This is a genomic window from Pantoea sp. B270, assembly GCF_018726825.1.
GTDB lineage: Bacteria > Pseudomonadota > Gammaproteobacteria > Enterobacterales > Enterobacteriaceae > Pantoea > Pantoea dispersa.
The window spans coordinates 2,947,482-2,962,495 of record NZ_JAHCSX010000001.1 but is presented as its reverse complement, the minus strand read 5'-3'; the positions used below and the strand labels follow the sequence as shown (position 1 = coordinate 2,962,495).

Annotated in this window: 14 protein-coding genes; 7 read left to right on the top strand and 7 right to left on the bottom strand. The window is 59.0% G+C overall.

What is annotated here, in order from left to right:
• Window positions 1-54 precede the first annotated feature (54 nt).
• Window positions 55-2,478 carry a glycerol-3-phosphate 1-O-acyltransferase PlsB gene (gene plsB / locus KOL70_RS14085; protein ID WP_031279763.1) on the top strand — a complete coding sequence of 808 codons (2,424 nt, stop codon included), beginning with the start codon at window positions 55-57 and terminating at the stop codon, window positions 2,476-2,478.
• A 135-nt stretch (window positions 2,479-2,613) separates the two neighbouring features.
• On the opposite strand, the gene ubiA is transcribed toward plsB, so the two are convergent.
• The 4 genes from ubiA to KOL70_RS14065 form a co-directional block, all read right to left on the bottom strand.
• Window positions 2,614-3,480 (bottom strand): 4-hydroxybenzoate octaprenyltransferase, encoded by an 867-nt coding sequence (gene ubiA / locus KOL70_RS14080; protein WP_215480980.1) that lies wholly within the window; start codon window positions 3,478-3,480, stop codon window positions 2,614-2,616.
• A gap of 24 nt (window positions 3,481-3,504) precedes the next feature.
• Entirely contained in the window at window positions 3,505-4,023 is a 519-nt protein-coding gene (gene ubiC, locus KOL70_RS14075; protein ID WP_010616617.1) for a chorismate lyase, read from the bottom strand.
• A gap of 92 nt (window positions 4,024-4,115) precedes the next feature.
• Window positions 4,116-4,526 carry a phosphate-starvation-inducible protein PsiE gene (gene psiE / locus KOL70_RS14070; RefSeq protein ID WP_010616618.1) on the bottom strand — a complete coding sequence of 137 codons (411 nt, stop codon included), beginning with the start codon at window positions 4,524-4,526 and terminating at the stop codon, window positions 4,116-4,118.
• Between the two features lie 70 nt (window positions 4,527-4,596).
• Entirely contained in the window at window positions 4,597-5,295 is a 699-nt protein-coding gene (locus tag KOL70_RS14065) for a UTRA domain-containing protein (RefSeq protein ID WP_021507862.1), read from the bottom strand.
• A 226-nt stretch (window positions 5,296-5,521) separates the two neighbouring features.
• On the opposite strand from KOL70_RS14065, the gene KOL70_RS14060 reads away from it, so the two are divergent.
• From KOL70_RS14060 to KOL70_RS14035, 6 genes are all read left to right on the top strand, one after another.
• Window positions 5,522-6,583: an ABC transporter substrate-binding protein gene (locus KOL70_RS14060; protein ID WP_058770009.1), complete on the top strand. Its 1,062-nt coding sequence runs from the start codon at window positions 5,522-5,524 to the stop codon at window positions 6,581-6,583.
• Between the two features lie 141 nt (window positions 6,584-6,724).
• Window positions 6,725-7,534 carry an alkaline phosphatase family protein gene (locus KOL70_RS14055; RefSeq protein WP_215480797.1) on the top strand — a complete coding sequence of 270 codons (810 nt, stop codon included), beginning with the start codon at window positions 6,725-6,727 and terminating at the stop codon, window positions 7,532-7,534.
• A complete protein-coding gene (locus KOL70_RS14050) occupies window positions 7,534-8,385 on the top strand; it encodes an ABC transporter permease subunit (RefSeq protein WP_021507865.1) in 852 nt (283 codons plus the stop codon). The genes KOL70_RS14055 and KOL70_RS14050 overlap by 1 nt, the downstream gene beginning before the upstream one ends.
• A gap of 1 nt (window position 8,386) precedes the next feature.
• Window positions 8,387-9,172 (top strand): ABC transporter permease, encoded by a 786-nt coding sequence (locus KOL70_RS14045; RefSeq protein ID WP_058757571.1) that lies wholly within the window; start codon window positions 8,387-8,389, stop codon window positions 9,170-9,172.
• Window positions 9,173-9,174: 2 nt separating this feature from the next.
• Window positions 9,175-10,167, top strand: a complete 993-nt coding sequence (locus KOL70_RS14040; RefSeq protein ID WP_021507867.1) for an ABC transporter ATP-binding protein — start codon at window positions 9,175-9,177, stop codon at window positions 10,165-10,167.
• Window positions 10,168-10,275: 108 nt separating this feature from the next.
• Window positions 10,276-11,901, top strand: a complete 1,626-nt coding sequence (locus tag KOL70_RS14035; RefSeq protein WP_031279764.1) for a Na/Pi cotransporter family protein — start codon at window positions 10,276-10,278, stop codon at window positions 11,899-11,901.
• 81 nt (window positions 11,902-11,982) lie between these two features.
• Here KOL70_RS14035 and gntU read toward each other — a convergent pair whose 3' ends face one another.
• The 3 genes from gntU to gntR all read right to left on the bottom strand — a co-directional run bounded on the left by gntU (window position 11,983) and on the right by gntR (window position 14,999).
• The gene (gene gntU, locus KOL70_RS14030) at window positions 11,983-13,323 is read right to left on the bottom strand and encodes a gluconate transporter (protein ID WP_021507994.1); all 1,341 of its coding nucleotides are present in this window, start codon (window positions 13,321-13,323) and stop codon (window positions 11,983-11,985) included.
• A gap of 2 nt (window positions 13,324-13,325) precedes the next feature.
• The gene (gene gntK, locus KOL70_RS14025) at window positions 13,326-13,862 is read right to left on the bottom strand and encodes a gluconokinase (protein ID WP_010615889.1); all 537 of its coding nucleotides are present in this window, start codon (window positions 13,860-13,862) and stop codon (window positions 13,326-13,328) included.
• A gap of 141 nt (window positions 13,863-14,003) precedes the next feature.
• The gene (gene gntR / locus KOL70_RS14020; protein ID WP_021507996.1) at window positions 14,004-14,999 is read right to left on the bottom strand and encodes a gluconate operon transcriptional repressor GntR; all 996 of its coding nucleotides are present in this window, start codon (window positions 14,997-14,999) and stop codon (window positions 14,004-14,006) included.
• Between the last annotated feature and the right edge of the window lie 15 nt (window positions 15,000-15,014).

Here is a 15,014-nt window from a genome sequence, read left to right as displayed (position 1 = left end):
CGCACTTTCTGGTATGCTTGCCGCGCTTTGCTAACAAGAGGCTTCAAGTTGTCTATGTCAGGTTGGCGTAAACTCTATTACAAATTGTTGAATTTACCACTCTCTATTTTGGTAAAAAGTAAGGTCATTCCGACCGATCCGATCTCGGAACACGGTATCGATCCGACCCGTCCGGTGATGTATGTTTTGCCTTATGATTCAAAGGCGGACCTGCTCACGCTACGCGCACAGTGCCTGAAGCACGATCTGCCGGATCCGCTGGCGCCGCTGGAGATTGACGGCACCCTGCTGCCGCGCCACGTATTTATTCACGATGGGCCGCGCGTCTTCCCCTATTTCGTGGCGAACCCGGAGTCGGTCAAGCTTTTCCATGACTACCTCGATCTGCACCGCAATAATGCGGCGCTGGACGTACAGATGCTGCCGGTTTCCGTGATGTTTGGCCGTGCGCCAGGCCGTGAAATTCAGGGCGAACCGACGCCACATCTGCGTATTCTTAACGGCATACAGAAGTTCTTTGCCATCCTGTGGCACGGTCGCGACAGCTTTGTCCGTTTCTCGCCCACGGTTTCGCTGCGTCAGATGGCCACCGAACACGGTACCGATCAGTCGATCGCGCAGAAACTGGCACGTGTCGCGCGCATTCATTTTGCCCGCCAGCGGCTGGCAGCCGTCGGCCCGCGTCTGCCGGCACGCCAGGATCTGTTCAACAAGCTGCTGCAATCCAAAGCGATTGAGAAAGCGGTTGAAGACGAAGCGCGCAGCAAGAAGATTTCGCATGAAAAAGCGCAGCAGAATGCCATCGAAATGATGGAAGAAGTGGCGGCGGATTTCTCGTACGAAGCGATCCGCGTGACTGACCGTGTGATGGGCTGGCTGTGGAGTCGGCTATATCAGGGCATTAACGTGCACGGCGGCGAACGCGTGCGCCAGCTGGCGCAGGATGGTCACGAAATTGTTTACGTGCCCTGCCACCGCAGCCACATGGATTATCTGCTGCTGTCCTACGTGCTCTATCATCAGGGCCTGGTGCCGCCGCACATTGCTGCCGGTATCAATCTCAACTTCTGGCCAGCCGGACCGATTTTCCGTCGCCTCGGTGCCTTCTTTATTCGTCGTACCTTTAAAGGCAACAAGCTCTACTCCACGGTGTTCCGCGAGTATCTGGGCGAGCTGTTCAGCCGCGGCTATTCGGTTGAGTATTTTGTTGAGGGCGGGCGCTCACGTACTGGCCGTCTGCTCGACCCGAAAACCGGCACGCTGTCGATGACGTTACAGGCGCTGCTGCGCGGCGGCAGCCGTCCTATCACCTTTGTGCCGATCTACATCGGTTATGAGCACGTGATGGAAGTCGGCACTTATGCCAAAGAGCTGCGCGGTGCCGCGAAAGAGAAAGAGGGCTTCATGCAGATGGTGCGCGGCCTGCGCAAGCTGCGTAACCTCGGCCAGGGCTATGTGAACTTCGGTGAGCCGCTGTCGCTGGTTAACTATCTCAATAAACAGGTTCCGGAGTGGCGCGACGCGATTGACCCTATCGATCCTCAGCGTCCGGCGTGGATGACGCCGGTAGTGAACGATATCGCGGCACGTCTGATGGTTCGCATCAACGAAGCCGGCGCGGCCAACGCCATGAACCTGTGCGTGACCGCGCTGCTGGCATCGCGCCAGCGCTCGCTGACGCGTGAACAGCTGACGGAACAGCTGGAGTGCTATACCCAGCTGCTGCGCAATGTGCCGTACTCACCCGAGTCAACCGTGCCGGATCTCAGCGCTGAAGCGCTGCTCGATCACGCCATGGGCATGAACAAGTTCGAGACCGAGCAGGACAGTATTGGCGAGATCATCATTCTGCCGCGCGAGCAGGCGGTGCTGATGACCTACTATCGCAACAACATCCACCATATGCTGGTGATGCCGTCGCTGATTGCCGCTATCGTGCAGCAGCATCGGGAGATCAGCGAGGCGGAACTGCTGCGTCAGGTCAGCCTGGTCTATCCGATGCTGAAGAGCGAACTGTTCCTGCGCTGGGACAGTGCCGAACTGCCGGCCCTGCTGAATGCGCTCTGCGCCGAAATGGCGCGGCAGGGGCTGATTACCGTACAGGAAGGCCAGCTGAAAATGAGTGCGGCGCGTTACCGTACGCTGCAGCTGCTGGCGGCCGGGATTCGTGAAACGCTGCAGCGTTTCGCCATTACCTTCGCCATTCTCAGCGCCAAGCCGACCATTAACCGTGGCACGCTGGAGAAAGAGAGCCGCACGCTGGCTCAGCGTCTGTCAGTGCTGCACGGTATCAATGCGCCGGAGTTCTTTGATAAGGCGGTCTTTACCGCGCTGGTGCTGTCGCTGCGTGATGAAGGCTATATCAGTGATTCCGGTGATGCGGATGCTGAACGTACCAATATGATGTGGCAGATGCTGGCCGAACTGGTCACCAGCGATGTCCGTCTGACCATTGAGAGTGCCGTGGCGCACGACTAATGGACGACTGGAAACCGCGGCGCATCTGTCACACGCCAGATTGCGCCGCGGTTTTCGTTGTCAGAATTCAGACGCGGAAAGAACGCGCTTCCCACTGCGGCGACCGACGCACCGCCGGGGTTAATCACCCCACCATCAAAACAGCGCGACAAACGGCTGGGTATTGAGCAGCACGCCAATAAACAGCACCAGGCCAACGTAGTTGTTGTTGAGGAATGCCTGGAAGCACAGCTCACGTTCACGCCCGGCGATCAGTTTCTGCTGATGCACAAACAGCCCGCCCGCCAGCAGCAGCGACCAGTAAAACGCACCGTTCAGATGCAGTAAAATGCCCACCAGCGCCATCAGGCCCAGCGCGGCCAGCTGTAACAGCCCGATAATCAGCTTGTCGTAACGCCCAAACAGAATCGCCGTCGATTTCACGCCAATCTTCAGATCGTCGTCGCGGTCAACCATGGCGTACTGGGTGTCATAAGCCACCGTCCAGCAAATATTGGCAAGAAACACCAGCCAGCAGACAAAGGGTAAGGACTCACTAACCGCCGCCCAGCCCATCGGAATCGCCCAGCCAAACGCCGCGCCCAGCACTACCTGCGGCAGATGGGTATAGCGCTTCATAAAGGGATAAACCCACGCCAGCGCCAGCCCGCCAAACGACAGCAGAATGGTCATGCGGTTCATGGTCAGCACCAGCAGGAACGCCAGCAGACCGAGGCCGGTAAACAGCAGCTTCGCCTCTTTCTCCGTTACCGCGCCGCTGGCTAACGGTCGCGCGGCGGTGCGTTTCACGTGGCCGTCGAGGTTACGGTCGGCGTAATCATTAATCACGCAGCCCGCCGCGCGCATCACAAACACCCCCAGTACGAACACCAGCAGCACCGATAGCGGCGGAATCGCCATGCCGGACAGCCACAACGCCCACAGCGTCGGCCACAGCAGCAGCAGCGTGCCAATCGGTTTATCAATACGCATCAGGCGACTATAGGCCTGCCATTTGCTCATGGTTAAAGTCTTTTGCACGGGGCGTTATCCTTGCTTCAGCGCGCGGTACAGCGGCGACGCCGGTAAAAACAGTTCAGTTAACAGCAGCGGTTTGCCGGACAGGCGCAGCCGCGAGCGGCGTCCCCACAGGTCATCAATCTGGCCCGGATCGATAAAATCGCGGCTCAGCGTCGAGGAGGAAAACAGGTAGCGTCCCAGTGGCCGCGTGCCGAGATTTTGCAGCATCTGTTCCGGGCCGTTCAGCGTGCTCTCCGGCACCACGGTTCGGCCAATCAGCCAGGGTTCATTGTCACCGCACAGCACGATTTCACGCAGCCAGAAGCGCGTGTCGGCAGGCAGAAACGCCGCTTCCTGCGGCATCTCATCGGCGGTAATGAACGCTTCCCGCAGCAGTTGTACGGTAACCTGCTGGCAGTGCTGCTCAAAGCGGCGCGTCATTGAGTCTTCTTCCAGCAGCCAGTCAAGCAGCGGCGGTGAAAGTAACGGGGAAGAGGCTGGCAGCCAGTGCAGTGCGCGTAACTGGCGCAGCGCGTCATGCGACATCAGGACATCTCCGGTAAAAAAGTTGCCCTAGTGTAGCGCACCGCGCTCAGCGTGACACATCTGCTTGTGCCACGCTGGCGTCGCGGGAGGAATTACTCGCGTTTCAGGCGGTTACTGTTGGCCAGCCACAGCGTCACCACCAGAATCAAAATGGCCGCCGAGTAGCACAGCGTATCGAAAGGATTTTTATGATCGACAATGATCAGACGAATAATCGCCGTGATGCCGATATAGACGAAGTAGCGCAGCGGAAAGTGATAGCCGGACTGAAAGTACTTCACAATCAGCGCGATAAACTCGAAATAGAGAAAGTAGATCACAATGCCTTCGATCAGCAGATACGAAGACGCCTGCTCACCGGTGCTGAACAGCACATTCGCCAGGTGAATGGTCTCTTTACCGAGAAACACCACCAGAATAACGGCCAGAATCACCAGGCCAATGTTCAGTACCCACTGTAATACCGAAGCAATAAGCTGCCCCGCCGCTGGTTTTGTTGTCATTATTTTGCGCCTCAGATGACGAGATTCTTCTGGCGCTATCATGCTGTAATGTGATCTAAATCACAATACATCACACCTCAACATCAACGCACAGCGCGTCATAACGCCAGTACTCGCAGTCGCAGTCAATCACCCGCTTATGCTGGTCACGGTTGATACGCGTAATCAGCAGGCCGGGCGTACCGCTCGCCACGTTCAGTGCGGGCGCCGCCCGCGCCGGAAGCGGACCGGGCACAATGGTAAACCGTGCGCCGCCGTAGTGAATGCCGTAGCGCTGGTCATACAGATCGGTCAGCGAGCGGGTGAGATCTTCACGCAGCAGACCGGGAAAGAAGGCCGGATTGAGGTAATGCTCGACGTATAGCACCGCGCGGCCATCAATGCGGCGCAGGCGGCGAATGCGGTACACCTGATCGCCTTCCAGCAGTTGCAGATGACGCGCAATTGCCAGCTGCGCCGGCACCTCGCGCGCCTCCATCACCTCAGTGCTGGCAATGCGCCCCTGCTGCAGCGCCATGGCGTGAAAGTGGCTGTGATGTGCCGGGTTATAGATGAGACGCGGCGGCGCAATAAACCAGCCGCGCCGTAATTCGCGGTAGATGACGCCCTGCGCTTCCAGCAGGCCAAGCGCTTCACGCAGCGTGATGCGCGTGGTGGAATATTGTTCGCTCAACGCGCGCTCGGCCGGCAATCGTCTGGTGACAAACTCTCCGTTTTCAATCCGTTCGCATAGTGCGGCGGCGATCACATCTGCGGTTTTCGACGACATTTTTTTCAGCCTCATTTTGGGGCAAATCTGCACTATGACAGTTCGATGACTACAATGTGACAAGGCACATCCCACGCTTTAGCGCGCTGTAACCGCATGTGGAACGACGCGCCACATCCCATTTCAACACCCCGGTCATAAAACCTTCATCTATCCGGGCTACATTGGCTCGGTTCTTGCTGGACTAGACCACGACGACCCACAACTTACACCCGGAGCAATCGAGATGAAAGCGTTTATCTCTTCTGTAGTAGCCAGTGCTGTTCTGCTTGCGCTGCCCGCCGCGCATGCCGCCGATAACGATGTTGCCGCACTGGAAAAAGCCGCGCGCGCCGAAGGCCAGGTTAACAGCGTCGGTATGCCTGACACCTGGGCTAACTGGAAAGATACCTGGAACGATCTCAGCACCAAATATGGTCTGAAGCACAGCGATACCGATATGTCTTCGGCGCAGGAGCTGGCGAAGTTTGCCGCCGAGCAGGATAACGCCAGCGCCGATATCGGCGACGTGGGCGCCGCTTTCGGTCCGATTGCCGTCGCCAAAGGCGTGGCGCAACCCTATAAACCGACGCACTGGGATCAGATTCCGGCATGGGCGAAAGACGCCGATGGCAACTGGATGCTGGCCTACACCGGCACCATCGCTTTCCTGATCGACAAGCAGCAGGTGAAAGACGCACCGCACAGCTGGGCCGATCTGAAAAAAGGTAAGTATGTGGTCACTATCGGCGACGTCGGCACGGCAGCTCAGGCGGCAAACGGCGTCCTCGCCGCCAGCTATGCGCTGGGCGGTGACGAGAAGAACATCAAGCCGGCGCTGGCGTTCTTTGGCGAGCTGGCGAAACAGGGCCGCCTTGGCGTGACCGATCCGGTGATCGCCAACATCGAAAAAGGTGAGATTCAGGTCGCCGTGGTGTGGGACTTCAACGGCCTGAACTACCGCGATCAGATTGATAAAAATCGCTACGAAGTGGTGATTCCGTCGGACGGGTCCGTGACTTCTGGCTACACCACCATTATCAACAAATACGCCCGCCACCCGAACGCGGCGAAGCTGGCGCGTGAATACATTCTGTCGGATGAGGGCCAGATCAACCTGGCGAAAGGCTATGCGCGCCCGATTCGCGCCGAGCATTTAACGCTGCCGGCAGACGTGCAGGCCAAGCTGCTGCCACAGTCCGAATACAAAAATGCCCGCCCGATCAAAGATCAGGCTGCCTGGGATAAGACCTCAAAACTGCTGCCGCGTCTGTGGCAGGAGAATGTAGTGATTAACATGAAGCAGTAACGCAGACGTTTTGCCAGTCGCACATACCGTAGCGGCGCGATGTATCGCGCATCCGTTTTCCGGCAATGCGCAATACATTGCGCCGGTACCTATCACCAATTTTTACAGGGTGCGCATTCATGCGCACCTGAGGGAGCGGGGATGAAAACAATCCTGGTGGTACTCGATGGGCTGAGTAATCAGGTGGCGCAGCACGCCATGGGCTATCTGTTTGCCGAATGCAAACAGGGCAACGGTCACTATTACACGCTGACCTGCGAACTGCCGTCGCTGTCGCGTCCGCTGTACGAATGCATTCTGACCGGCATTCCGCCGGTGCGCAGCGGCATCATTCACAACGGCGTCAATCGCCTGAGCACTCAGCGCAGTATCTTCCACTACGCGCGCGACGCCGGACTCACTACCGCCGCTGCCGCTTATCACTGGGTGAGCGAACTGTATAACCGCTCGCCGTTTAACGCCGCGCGCGACCGCCACACTAACGCGCCCGACCTGCCGATCCAGTACGGCCATTTCTACTGGGACGACGGTTACCCCGACTCGCATCTGTTTGAGGATGCCGAAAGCCTGCGCCTGCAGCACGATCCCGATTTCCTGCTGATTCACCCAATGAACATCGACGATGCCGGGCACAAGCACAGCCTGTCATCACCGCAGTACCGTAACCGGGCACGAATGGCGGATGGCTATCTATCGCAGTGGATGCCCGGCTGGCTGGCCGCCGGTTATCAGGTGATTGTCACCGCCGACCACGGCATGAACGACGATCGCTCGCACGGCGGTATTCTGCCGGAAGAGACGCAGGTGCCGCTGTTTGTTTTTGGCCGCGGCTTCTCGCTGCAGCCCGACCTGGAACCGCAGCAAACCGACCTGTGCGGCACCGTCTGCACCCTGCTCGGCGTCACGCACGACAAACCGCTGTGTCGTGGTCTGCTGGCGGAGCCGCGCTGATGAAGGGCAAAACCCTGGCCTCGCTGTTGCTGCTGCCGTTCGTGCTGTTCTGGATCGCCTTCCAGCTCGCGCCGCTGCTGTGGATTGCCATCAACAGCTTCTGGAGCGATATCAATGAGCGCTGGGGCATCGATAACTACAGCGATATCCTCACTTCACCGTTCTACCTGCAGGCCTTTCGCCTGTCGCTGGATATTTCACTGTGGTCGAGCGTTTACGGTCTGCTGATCGCGCTGCTTGCCGGTTATTCGCTGCACAAGCTCGGCACCGGGCGTTTTCAGCGCTTTTTGCTGTCGTTCACCAATATGACCAGCAACTTCGCCGGCGTGCCGCTGGCCTTCGCCTTTGTCATCCTGCTTGGACTGAACGGCTGCCTGACGCTGCTGCTGCGCCACTACGGCTGGCTGGACAGCTTTAAACTGTTTTCGCGCGACGGCATGGTGCTGGTTTACACCTGGTTCCAGATTCCGCTCGGTATTCTGCTGCTCTACCCGGCGTTTGACGGGCTGCGGAAAGACTGGGAAGAGTCGGCGGCACTGCTCGGTGCCAGCCGCTGGCGCTACTGGTGGCACATCGGCCTGCCGATTCTGTTTCCGGCGCTGCTCGGCACCTTTGTGATTTTGCTGGCCAACGCGCTGGGCGCCTACGCCACCATTTACGCGCTGACCACCGGCAACTTCAACGTGGTGCCAGTGCGCATCGCCGCGCTGGTGTCAGGCGATATCTCGCTCGATCCCAATACCGGCGGCGCGCTGGCGATGCTGCTGGTGCTGATTATGGCGCTGATTACCGTGGTGCAGCAGTATCTGGTGCGTCGCAGCTATCTGCATGCCCGCGTACAGGAGTCCTGACATGTCTCGCGTCGAAAAACTCTACCATCGCCTGATTGTCTGGCTGCTGCTGATCGTGCTCGCCGCACCGCTGCTGGCGACGCTGCTGTACGGCATCTCCAGCGAGTGGAGCGATACCATTCTGCCGCAGGGCTTTACCTTGAAGTGGCTGACGCAGTTGTGGAGCGATCCGCGCTTCCTCACCGCGCTCGGTCATTCGCTGCTGATCTGCGTGGGTGCGCTGCTGTTCTCCCTGCTGCTGGTGCTGCCTGCGATGTTTGTAATCGCTTACTACTATCCAAAACTGGACGCGGTGATGAACGTGCTGATTCTGATGCCGTTTGCCGTGCCGCCGGTAGTCTCGTCGGTCGGGCTGCTGCAGCTCTACTCCTCGGGCCCGCTGATGCTGACCGGCACGCCGTGGATTCTCATCGGCTGTTACTTCACCATTGCGTTGCCGTTTATCTACCGCGCCATTGCCAACAATATGCAGGCCATCAACCTGAAAGAGCTGATTGACGCGGCTCATCTGCTGGGCGCCAGCACCTGGCAGGCAGCCCTGTTTGTGGTGCTGCCAAATCTGCGCAAAGGGGTGTTTATTGCCGTGCTGCTCTCCTTCTCGTTTCTGATTGGTGAGTTTGTCTTTGCTAACCTGCTGGTCGGCACCCGCTATGAAACGCTGCAGGTTTATCTCTACAACATGCGCAACGGCAGCGGGCATTTCACCAGCGCGCTGGTGATCTCTTATTTTGCGGTTGTCCTGCTGGTCACCTGGCTGGCCAATGCCCTCAATCCTGAACGAGGCTGACCATGAGTTACCTGAACGTTACCCAACTGAATAAAAGCTACGGCCCCACCACCATTTTTGAAAACATCGATTTCAGCGCCGACGAAGGTGAGTTTGTCACCCTGCTCGGCCCGAGCGGCTGCGGCAAGTCAACACTGCTGCGCTGCATCGCCGGCCTGACCGATGTCGACAGCGGCACCATTCTGCTGCAGGGCCAGGATCTGGTGCCGCTGCCGCCACAAAAGCGCACCATTGGCATGGTGTTCCAGAGCTATGCGCTGTTTCCCAATATGACGGTGGAGAAGAACGTCGCGTTTGGCCTGAAGATGCAGAAACTGCCCGCCGGCGAGATTCAGCAACGCGTGATGGAAGCGCTGGCGCTGGTGGAACTGACCGACTTCGCGCGCCGCTATCCGCACCAGTTGTCGGGCGGCCAGTGTCAGCGCGTGGCGCTGGCGCGTTCGCTGGTGACGCGGCCGCGCCTGCTGCTGCTGGATGAACCGCTGTCGGCGCTGGACGCCCGCATTCGCCGCCATCTGCGCGAGCAGATTCGCCACATTCAGCAGGAGCTGAAGCTGACCACCATTTTTGTCACCCACGATCAGGAAGAGGCGCTGACGCTGTCGGACCGTATTGTGCTGATGAATCGCGGTCGCATTGTGCAAAACGGCAACGCGGAAACGCTCTATACCCAGCCGGTGGATCTGTTCGCCGCGGGCTTTATTGGTAACTACAACCTGCTGAGCGCCGAACAGGCAACGCAGCTGACCGGCCAGCCGTTCAGCAGCCAGGTGGCGATTCGTCCGGAATCCATCCAGCTGTGCGCACCGCAGGCAGGCATCGCGGCCACCATTCTCAGCCATAGCCTGCTCGGGAACGTGATCCGCTATCGCGTGCTGGCGAATCAGGTCGAGTTGTCGGTGGATGTGCTCAACCGCAGCGTGGCAGATTTACACCCCGCCGGCATGCAGATTGGACTACAGTTAGAGATGTCGACGTTGCGCCAGGTCGCTTAAATTAAACGAAAAATTGGCAACGCAGCGCGACGCAGGTATTTATCGGCTGTGCTTATCGCCAGGCAGGCAGCCGCCTGTTTTCTGCCTGGCGCATAGGAGCCTTTATTCGTGCTAACCCTGCTTAACCTTCTCTCCGCCGTCGCCCTGCTGGTATGGGGCACCCACATTGTCCGCACCGGCGTGATGCGCGTATACGGTGCCGATCTGCGTCGCGTGTTAAGCCGCAGCGTGGAAAAAAAACCGATGGCGTTTCTTGCCGGGATTGGCGTTACCGCGCTGGTGCAGAGCAGTAACGCCACCACGTTATTAGTCACCTCGTTTGTGGCGCAGAATCTGGTCAGCCTGACGCCCGCGCTGGTGGTGGTGCTGGGAGCTGACGTCGGGACCGCCATCATGGCGCGTATCCTGACCTTCGATCTCTCCTGGCTGTCGCCGCTGTTTATCTTTTTTGGCGTGGTATTTTTCCTCAGCCGCAAACAGACGCGCGCCGGTCAGATCGGACGCGCGGCCATCGGCCTCGGGCTGATTCTGCTGGCGCTGCAGCTGATTGTCGCCGCCGCCAAACCCATTACGCAGGCCGCTGGCGTACAGGTGCTGTTCTCCACGCTGACCGGCGATATCATGCTGGATGCGCTGATTGGCGCGGTATTCGCCATAATCAGCTACTCCAGCCTGGCCGCGGTGCTGATTACCGCCACGCTGACCGCCACCGGCGTTATCTCGTTCAAAGTGGCGCTGTGTCTGGTGATTGGCGCTAACCTCGGCAGCGGCTTGCTGGCGATGATCAACGCCAGCGGATCGAATGCTGCCGGCAAGCGGGTGGCGCTCGGTAGCCTGTTGTTCAAGCTGATTGGCAGCATCGTTATTTTGCCGTTTGTCGATTACATCGCCGACCTGCTGGATAAGCTGCCGGTTAACGATGAAGAGATGGTGATCTTCTTCCACGTGTTCTACAACCTGGTGCGCTGTCTGGTGATGGTGCCGTTTGCCGAACCGATGGCGCGCCTGTGCCGCCGCATGATCGCCGACGATGCGGAAAACCAGACCCATCTCAAGCCTAAGCACCTCGACAGCAGCGCGCTGGATACCCCGGCGCTGGCGCTGGCCAACGCGGCGCGGGAAACGCTGCGCATTGGCGATGTGGTGGAGCAGATGCTGGAGAGCTTCAACAAGGTGGTGATGGGCGAACTGCGCGAGGAGCGCGCAGTGCGGCGGCTGGATGATGATGTGGACGTGCTGTACACCGCCATTAAGCTCTATCTGGCGCGCATGCCGAAGGAGGATCTGGCGGAAGAGGATTCACGCCGCTGGGCCGAGGTGATTGAGATGGCGCTGAATCTGGAGCAGGCAGGCGACATTATCGAACGCATGAGCGCCGACGTAGCGGACAAATCGCTGCAGGCGCGCCGGGCGTTTTCGCCGGAAGGGCTGGAAGAGCTGAATTCGCTGCAGGAGCAGGTGTTAAGCAACCTGCGCCTGAGCCTGTCGGTGTTTCTGTCACACGACGTCACCAGCGCCAAGCGCCTGCGCCGTGCCAAGCACCGTTTCCGCATCCTGATTCGCCGTTATTCCCACGCCCACGTCGAGCGCCTGCACCGGCAGAATGTGCAAAGCATCGAAACCAGTTCGCTGCATTTAGGTTTGCTGGGAGATATGAAGCGCCTGAATTCGCTGTTCTGCGCGGTGGCGTACACTGTGCTGGACCAGCCGGACGATGAGCGCGAGGTGGATTGATCATTTTTACAACGCGCGATAAATCGCGCCGCTACAGGCTGTGCATTAATCTGTAACGGCGCAATTTATTGCGCATTGCCATTACGACAACAAACTAAACGCGATCATCCCGACGATGGCGCCGGTGGTGCCGAGAATCGTCTCCATCAGCGTCCAGGTCTTCAGCGTCTCGCCTTCGGTGGCACCGGTGAAGCGACCAAACAGCCAGAAACCGGCATCGTTGACGTGGCTGATAATAATCGAGCCGCCGCCGATGCAGATCGACAGCGCCGCCAGCTGCGCACCGCTGTAATGCAACGGTTCAATCACCGGCATCACCAGACCGACGGTGGTTAAACAGGCCACCGTGGCCGAGCCCTGAATCACCCGAATCGCGCCGGAGAGAATAAAACAGGCCAGCGCAATCGGCATGCCGGCACCGGTCAGCGCGTGGCCCAGCACCGGGCCAACGCCGGAATCCACCAGCACCTGCTTGAACACGCCGCCCGCACCAATCACCAGCAGGATAATCCCCGCCGGCTGCAGCGCGCTGCCGCATACCTGCATCACCTTCTCTTTATCCATGCCCTGACGGTAAGCCAGGCCGTAAATCGCTACCAGCAGCGCCAGCAGGATGGCGGTAAACGGATGGCCGATAAACTCCAGCCATGCATACAGACGTGAATCCGGTGTGGTAAAGCGCGCGCCGATGGTTTTCAGCCCGACCAGCAGCAGCGGGAACAGAATCAGCGACAGGCTAAAGCCAAACGACGGCAGCTGGCCCTCGCTGACGTCCGGCTGATGATCTTCCGGCGGCGCGCTGAACGTCACATGGCGCGCAATCAGGTTGCCGAACAGCGGACCGGCAATCAGCATGCCGGGGATCGCCGCGCACAGCCCCAGCAGGATCATCCAGCCAAAGTCAGCGTGCATCTGCGCCGCCAGCAGCATCGGTGCCGGTCCGGGCAGCAAAAAGGCCGCCGCGGCGGCGACACCGGCAAACAGCGGGATCACCAGTTTAACCAGATTATCGTGGGTACGACGTGCCACCGCGAAGGCGATGCTGATCAACAACACCACGGCCACTTCAAAGAACAGCGGCAGCGCACAGATCAGCCCGGCAATGCCCATCGCATAGTGCGCGCGCCGCTCGCCAAAGGTTTTCAGCATGCGAATGGCGATCTGATCGACCGCACCGGTTTCATGCAGAATTTTGCCGAACATGGCGCCCAGCGCCACCACAATGGCGAGAAAGCCGAGCGTGCCGCCCATGCCTTTTTGCATGGTCTCGGCAATTTTATCCAGCGGCATACCGGAGAACAGACCGGCACCCATCGATACTAACATCAGGGCGACAAAGGCGTGCATCCGCGCTTTCATCACCAAAAACAGCAGCAGCAGGACAGAGCCTGCTGCGGTTAACACCAGCGTTGCGGTACTCATGACTAGCCCTTGTTGATTGCGCCCTCGATGGTCGCAACCGTGGCCGCAACTACCTCATCCAGTGAGTGATTGATATCGACAACCAGTACATCCGGCTCGTCGGCACCCGGTTCCTGCAGGGTTTCAAACTGTGTCACCAGCATCTGCGGTTTGAAGAAGTGGCCTTTGCGCGCCTTGAGACGAGACTCAATGGTGGCAAAATCACCCTTCAGATAGATGAATTTCAGGTTGTGATTGCCCTGACGCAGGATGTCACGATAGGACTTTTTCAGCGCTGAACAGACGATGATCGAGATCGCCTGGGTACGCTGCATCGCGAACGCCGCATCATTCAGCGCCTGCAGCCACGGCTGGCGATCGTCGTCGTTCAGCGGATGGCCTTCCGCCATTTTGGTAATGTTGCTGCGCGGATGCAGGAAGTCACCATCCAGAAACGCGGTGCTGAGCTGATGAGACACCTGATTGGCGACGGCAGACTTTCCGCTGCCGGAAACACCCATCAGGATAAAGACGTGGTGCGATGGAGATGGCGTGGTCATGGTTTTGCGCTCCGGCAGGTTAAGCTGCCAATGTTACCGATAACAATTTTGATTGCCATTGTCCGAGCGCGCTCAGACGCTGGCAACCCTTGTCAGGCGGAAAAGCACGAAAGTGTGAACTGACTCAAAAAATCGCCAAAATCAGATGCTGCCACCTTCGGCAATCTCAAAACCGACATCCAGCGGCGCGGTCACGCTGCGATCGCCGCCAATCCGCGCCAGCAGCATGGCGGCTGATTCACGCCCCATGCGTTCGCGTGGCGTCAGCACCGTAGCCAGCCGCGGATTGACCACCTGCGTGATGTCGTGGCCGTGAAAGCCGGCGATCGCCATCTGCTCCGGCACGCGCAACCCCTGGCGCTGGCACTCAAACATCGCGCCTACCGCCAGGTCATCATTGGTACAGAACAGGCTGTCAGTGTGCGGATAGCGCTTCTGCGCCTCGCGCAGCAACTGGGCACCGGCGCTGAAGGAGGAGGCATCTTCCATCATGACGCTGTGTGGCGTCAGCCCGGCTTCGCGCATCGCCTGTTCGTAGCCCTGCTGCTTTTGCAGCGTACGCTCATCGAGGCGCGCGCCCAGATAGACGGTGTGACGATGGCCTTTCCTGAGGATAGCATGCGTCATCTGCCGCGCCGCCTCGACGTTGTCGAAGCCCACGGCCATATCAAGACACGGCGTGACGCAATCCATCATTTCGATCACCGGAATGCCCGCCACTTCCAGCATGCGCAGCGTGCCCGGCGTGTGGGAACGTTCGGTCAGGATCACGCCATCAATGTTCCAGCCCAGCAGCGAACGCAGCTGCAGCTCCTCTTTGTGCGGGTTATAGCCGAAGTGCGCCACCAGCGTCTGATAGCCCGCTTCATCGGTCACGGTTTCAATGCCGCGCAGCACGTCGGCAAACACCTGGTTGGTGAGCGAGGGCAGCAGCACGCCAATCGCGCGGCTGGTGGCGTTAGAGAGCATGTCGGGCGCACGGTTGGGGATATAGCCGAGTTCATCCAGCGCCACGGCGATTTTGTCGCGCAGCGCCGCAGAGACCTGATCGGGGTTCCGCAGGTAGCGGCTGACGGTCATTTTTGTGATGCCGACGCGATCGGCAACATCCTGTAATACCGGTCTTTTCTTCTTCATCGTGTGCGCCTGAGG

Coding starts and splice junctions, on each gene's coding strand:
- gntK (WP_010615889.1), bottom strand. CDS start 13,862: ATGACCACGCCATCTCCATCGCACCACGTCTTTATCCTGATGGGTGTT.
- KOL70_RS14040 (WP_021507867.1), top strand. CDS start 9,175: ATGAGTTACCTGAACGTTACCCAACTGAATAAAAGCTACGGCCCCACC.
- ubiA (WP_215480980.1), bottom strand. CDS start 3,480: ATGAGCAAATGGCAGGCCTATAGTCGCCTGATGCGTATTGATAAACCG.
- KOL70_RS14055 (WP_215480797.1), top strand. CDS start 6,725: ATGAAAACAATCCTGGTGGTACTCGATGGGCTGAGTAATCAGGTGGCG.
- plsB (WP_031279763.1), top strand. CDS start 55: ATGTCAGGTTGGCGTAAACTCTATTACAAATTGTTGAATTTACCACTC.
- gntR (WP_021507996.1), bottom strand. CDS start 14,999: ATGAAGAAGAAAAGACCGGTATTACAGGATGTTGCCGATCGCGTCGGC.
- KOL70_RS14065 (WP_021507862.1), bottom strand. CDS start 5,295: ATGTCGTCGAAAACCGCAGATGTGATCGCCGCCGCACTATGCGAACGG.
- ubiC (WP_010616617.1), bottom strand. CDS start 4,023: ATGTCGCATGACGCGCTGCGCCAGTTACGCGCACTGCACTGGCTGCCA.
- gntU (WP_021507994.1), bottom strand. CDS start 13,323: ATGAGTACCGCAACGCTGGTGTTAACCGCAGCAGGCTCTGTCCTGCTG.
- KOL70_RS14060 (WP_058770009.1), top strand. CDS start 5,522: ATGAAAGCGTTTATCTCTTCTGTAGTAGCCAGTGCTGTTCTGCTTGCG.
- KOL70_RS14050 (WP_021507865.1), top strand. CDS start 7,534: ATGAAGGGCAAAACCCTGGCCTCGCTGTTGCTGCTGCCGTTCGTGCTG.
- KOL70_RS14045 (WP_058757571.1), top strand. CDS start 8,387: ATGTCTCGCGTCGAAAAACTCTACCATCGCCTGATTGTCTGGCTGCTG.
- psiE (WP_010616618.1), bottom strand. CDS start 4,526: ATGACAACAAAACCAGCGGCGGGGCAGCTTATTGCTTCGGTATTACAG.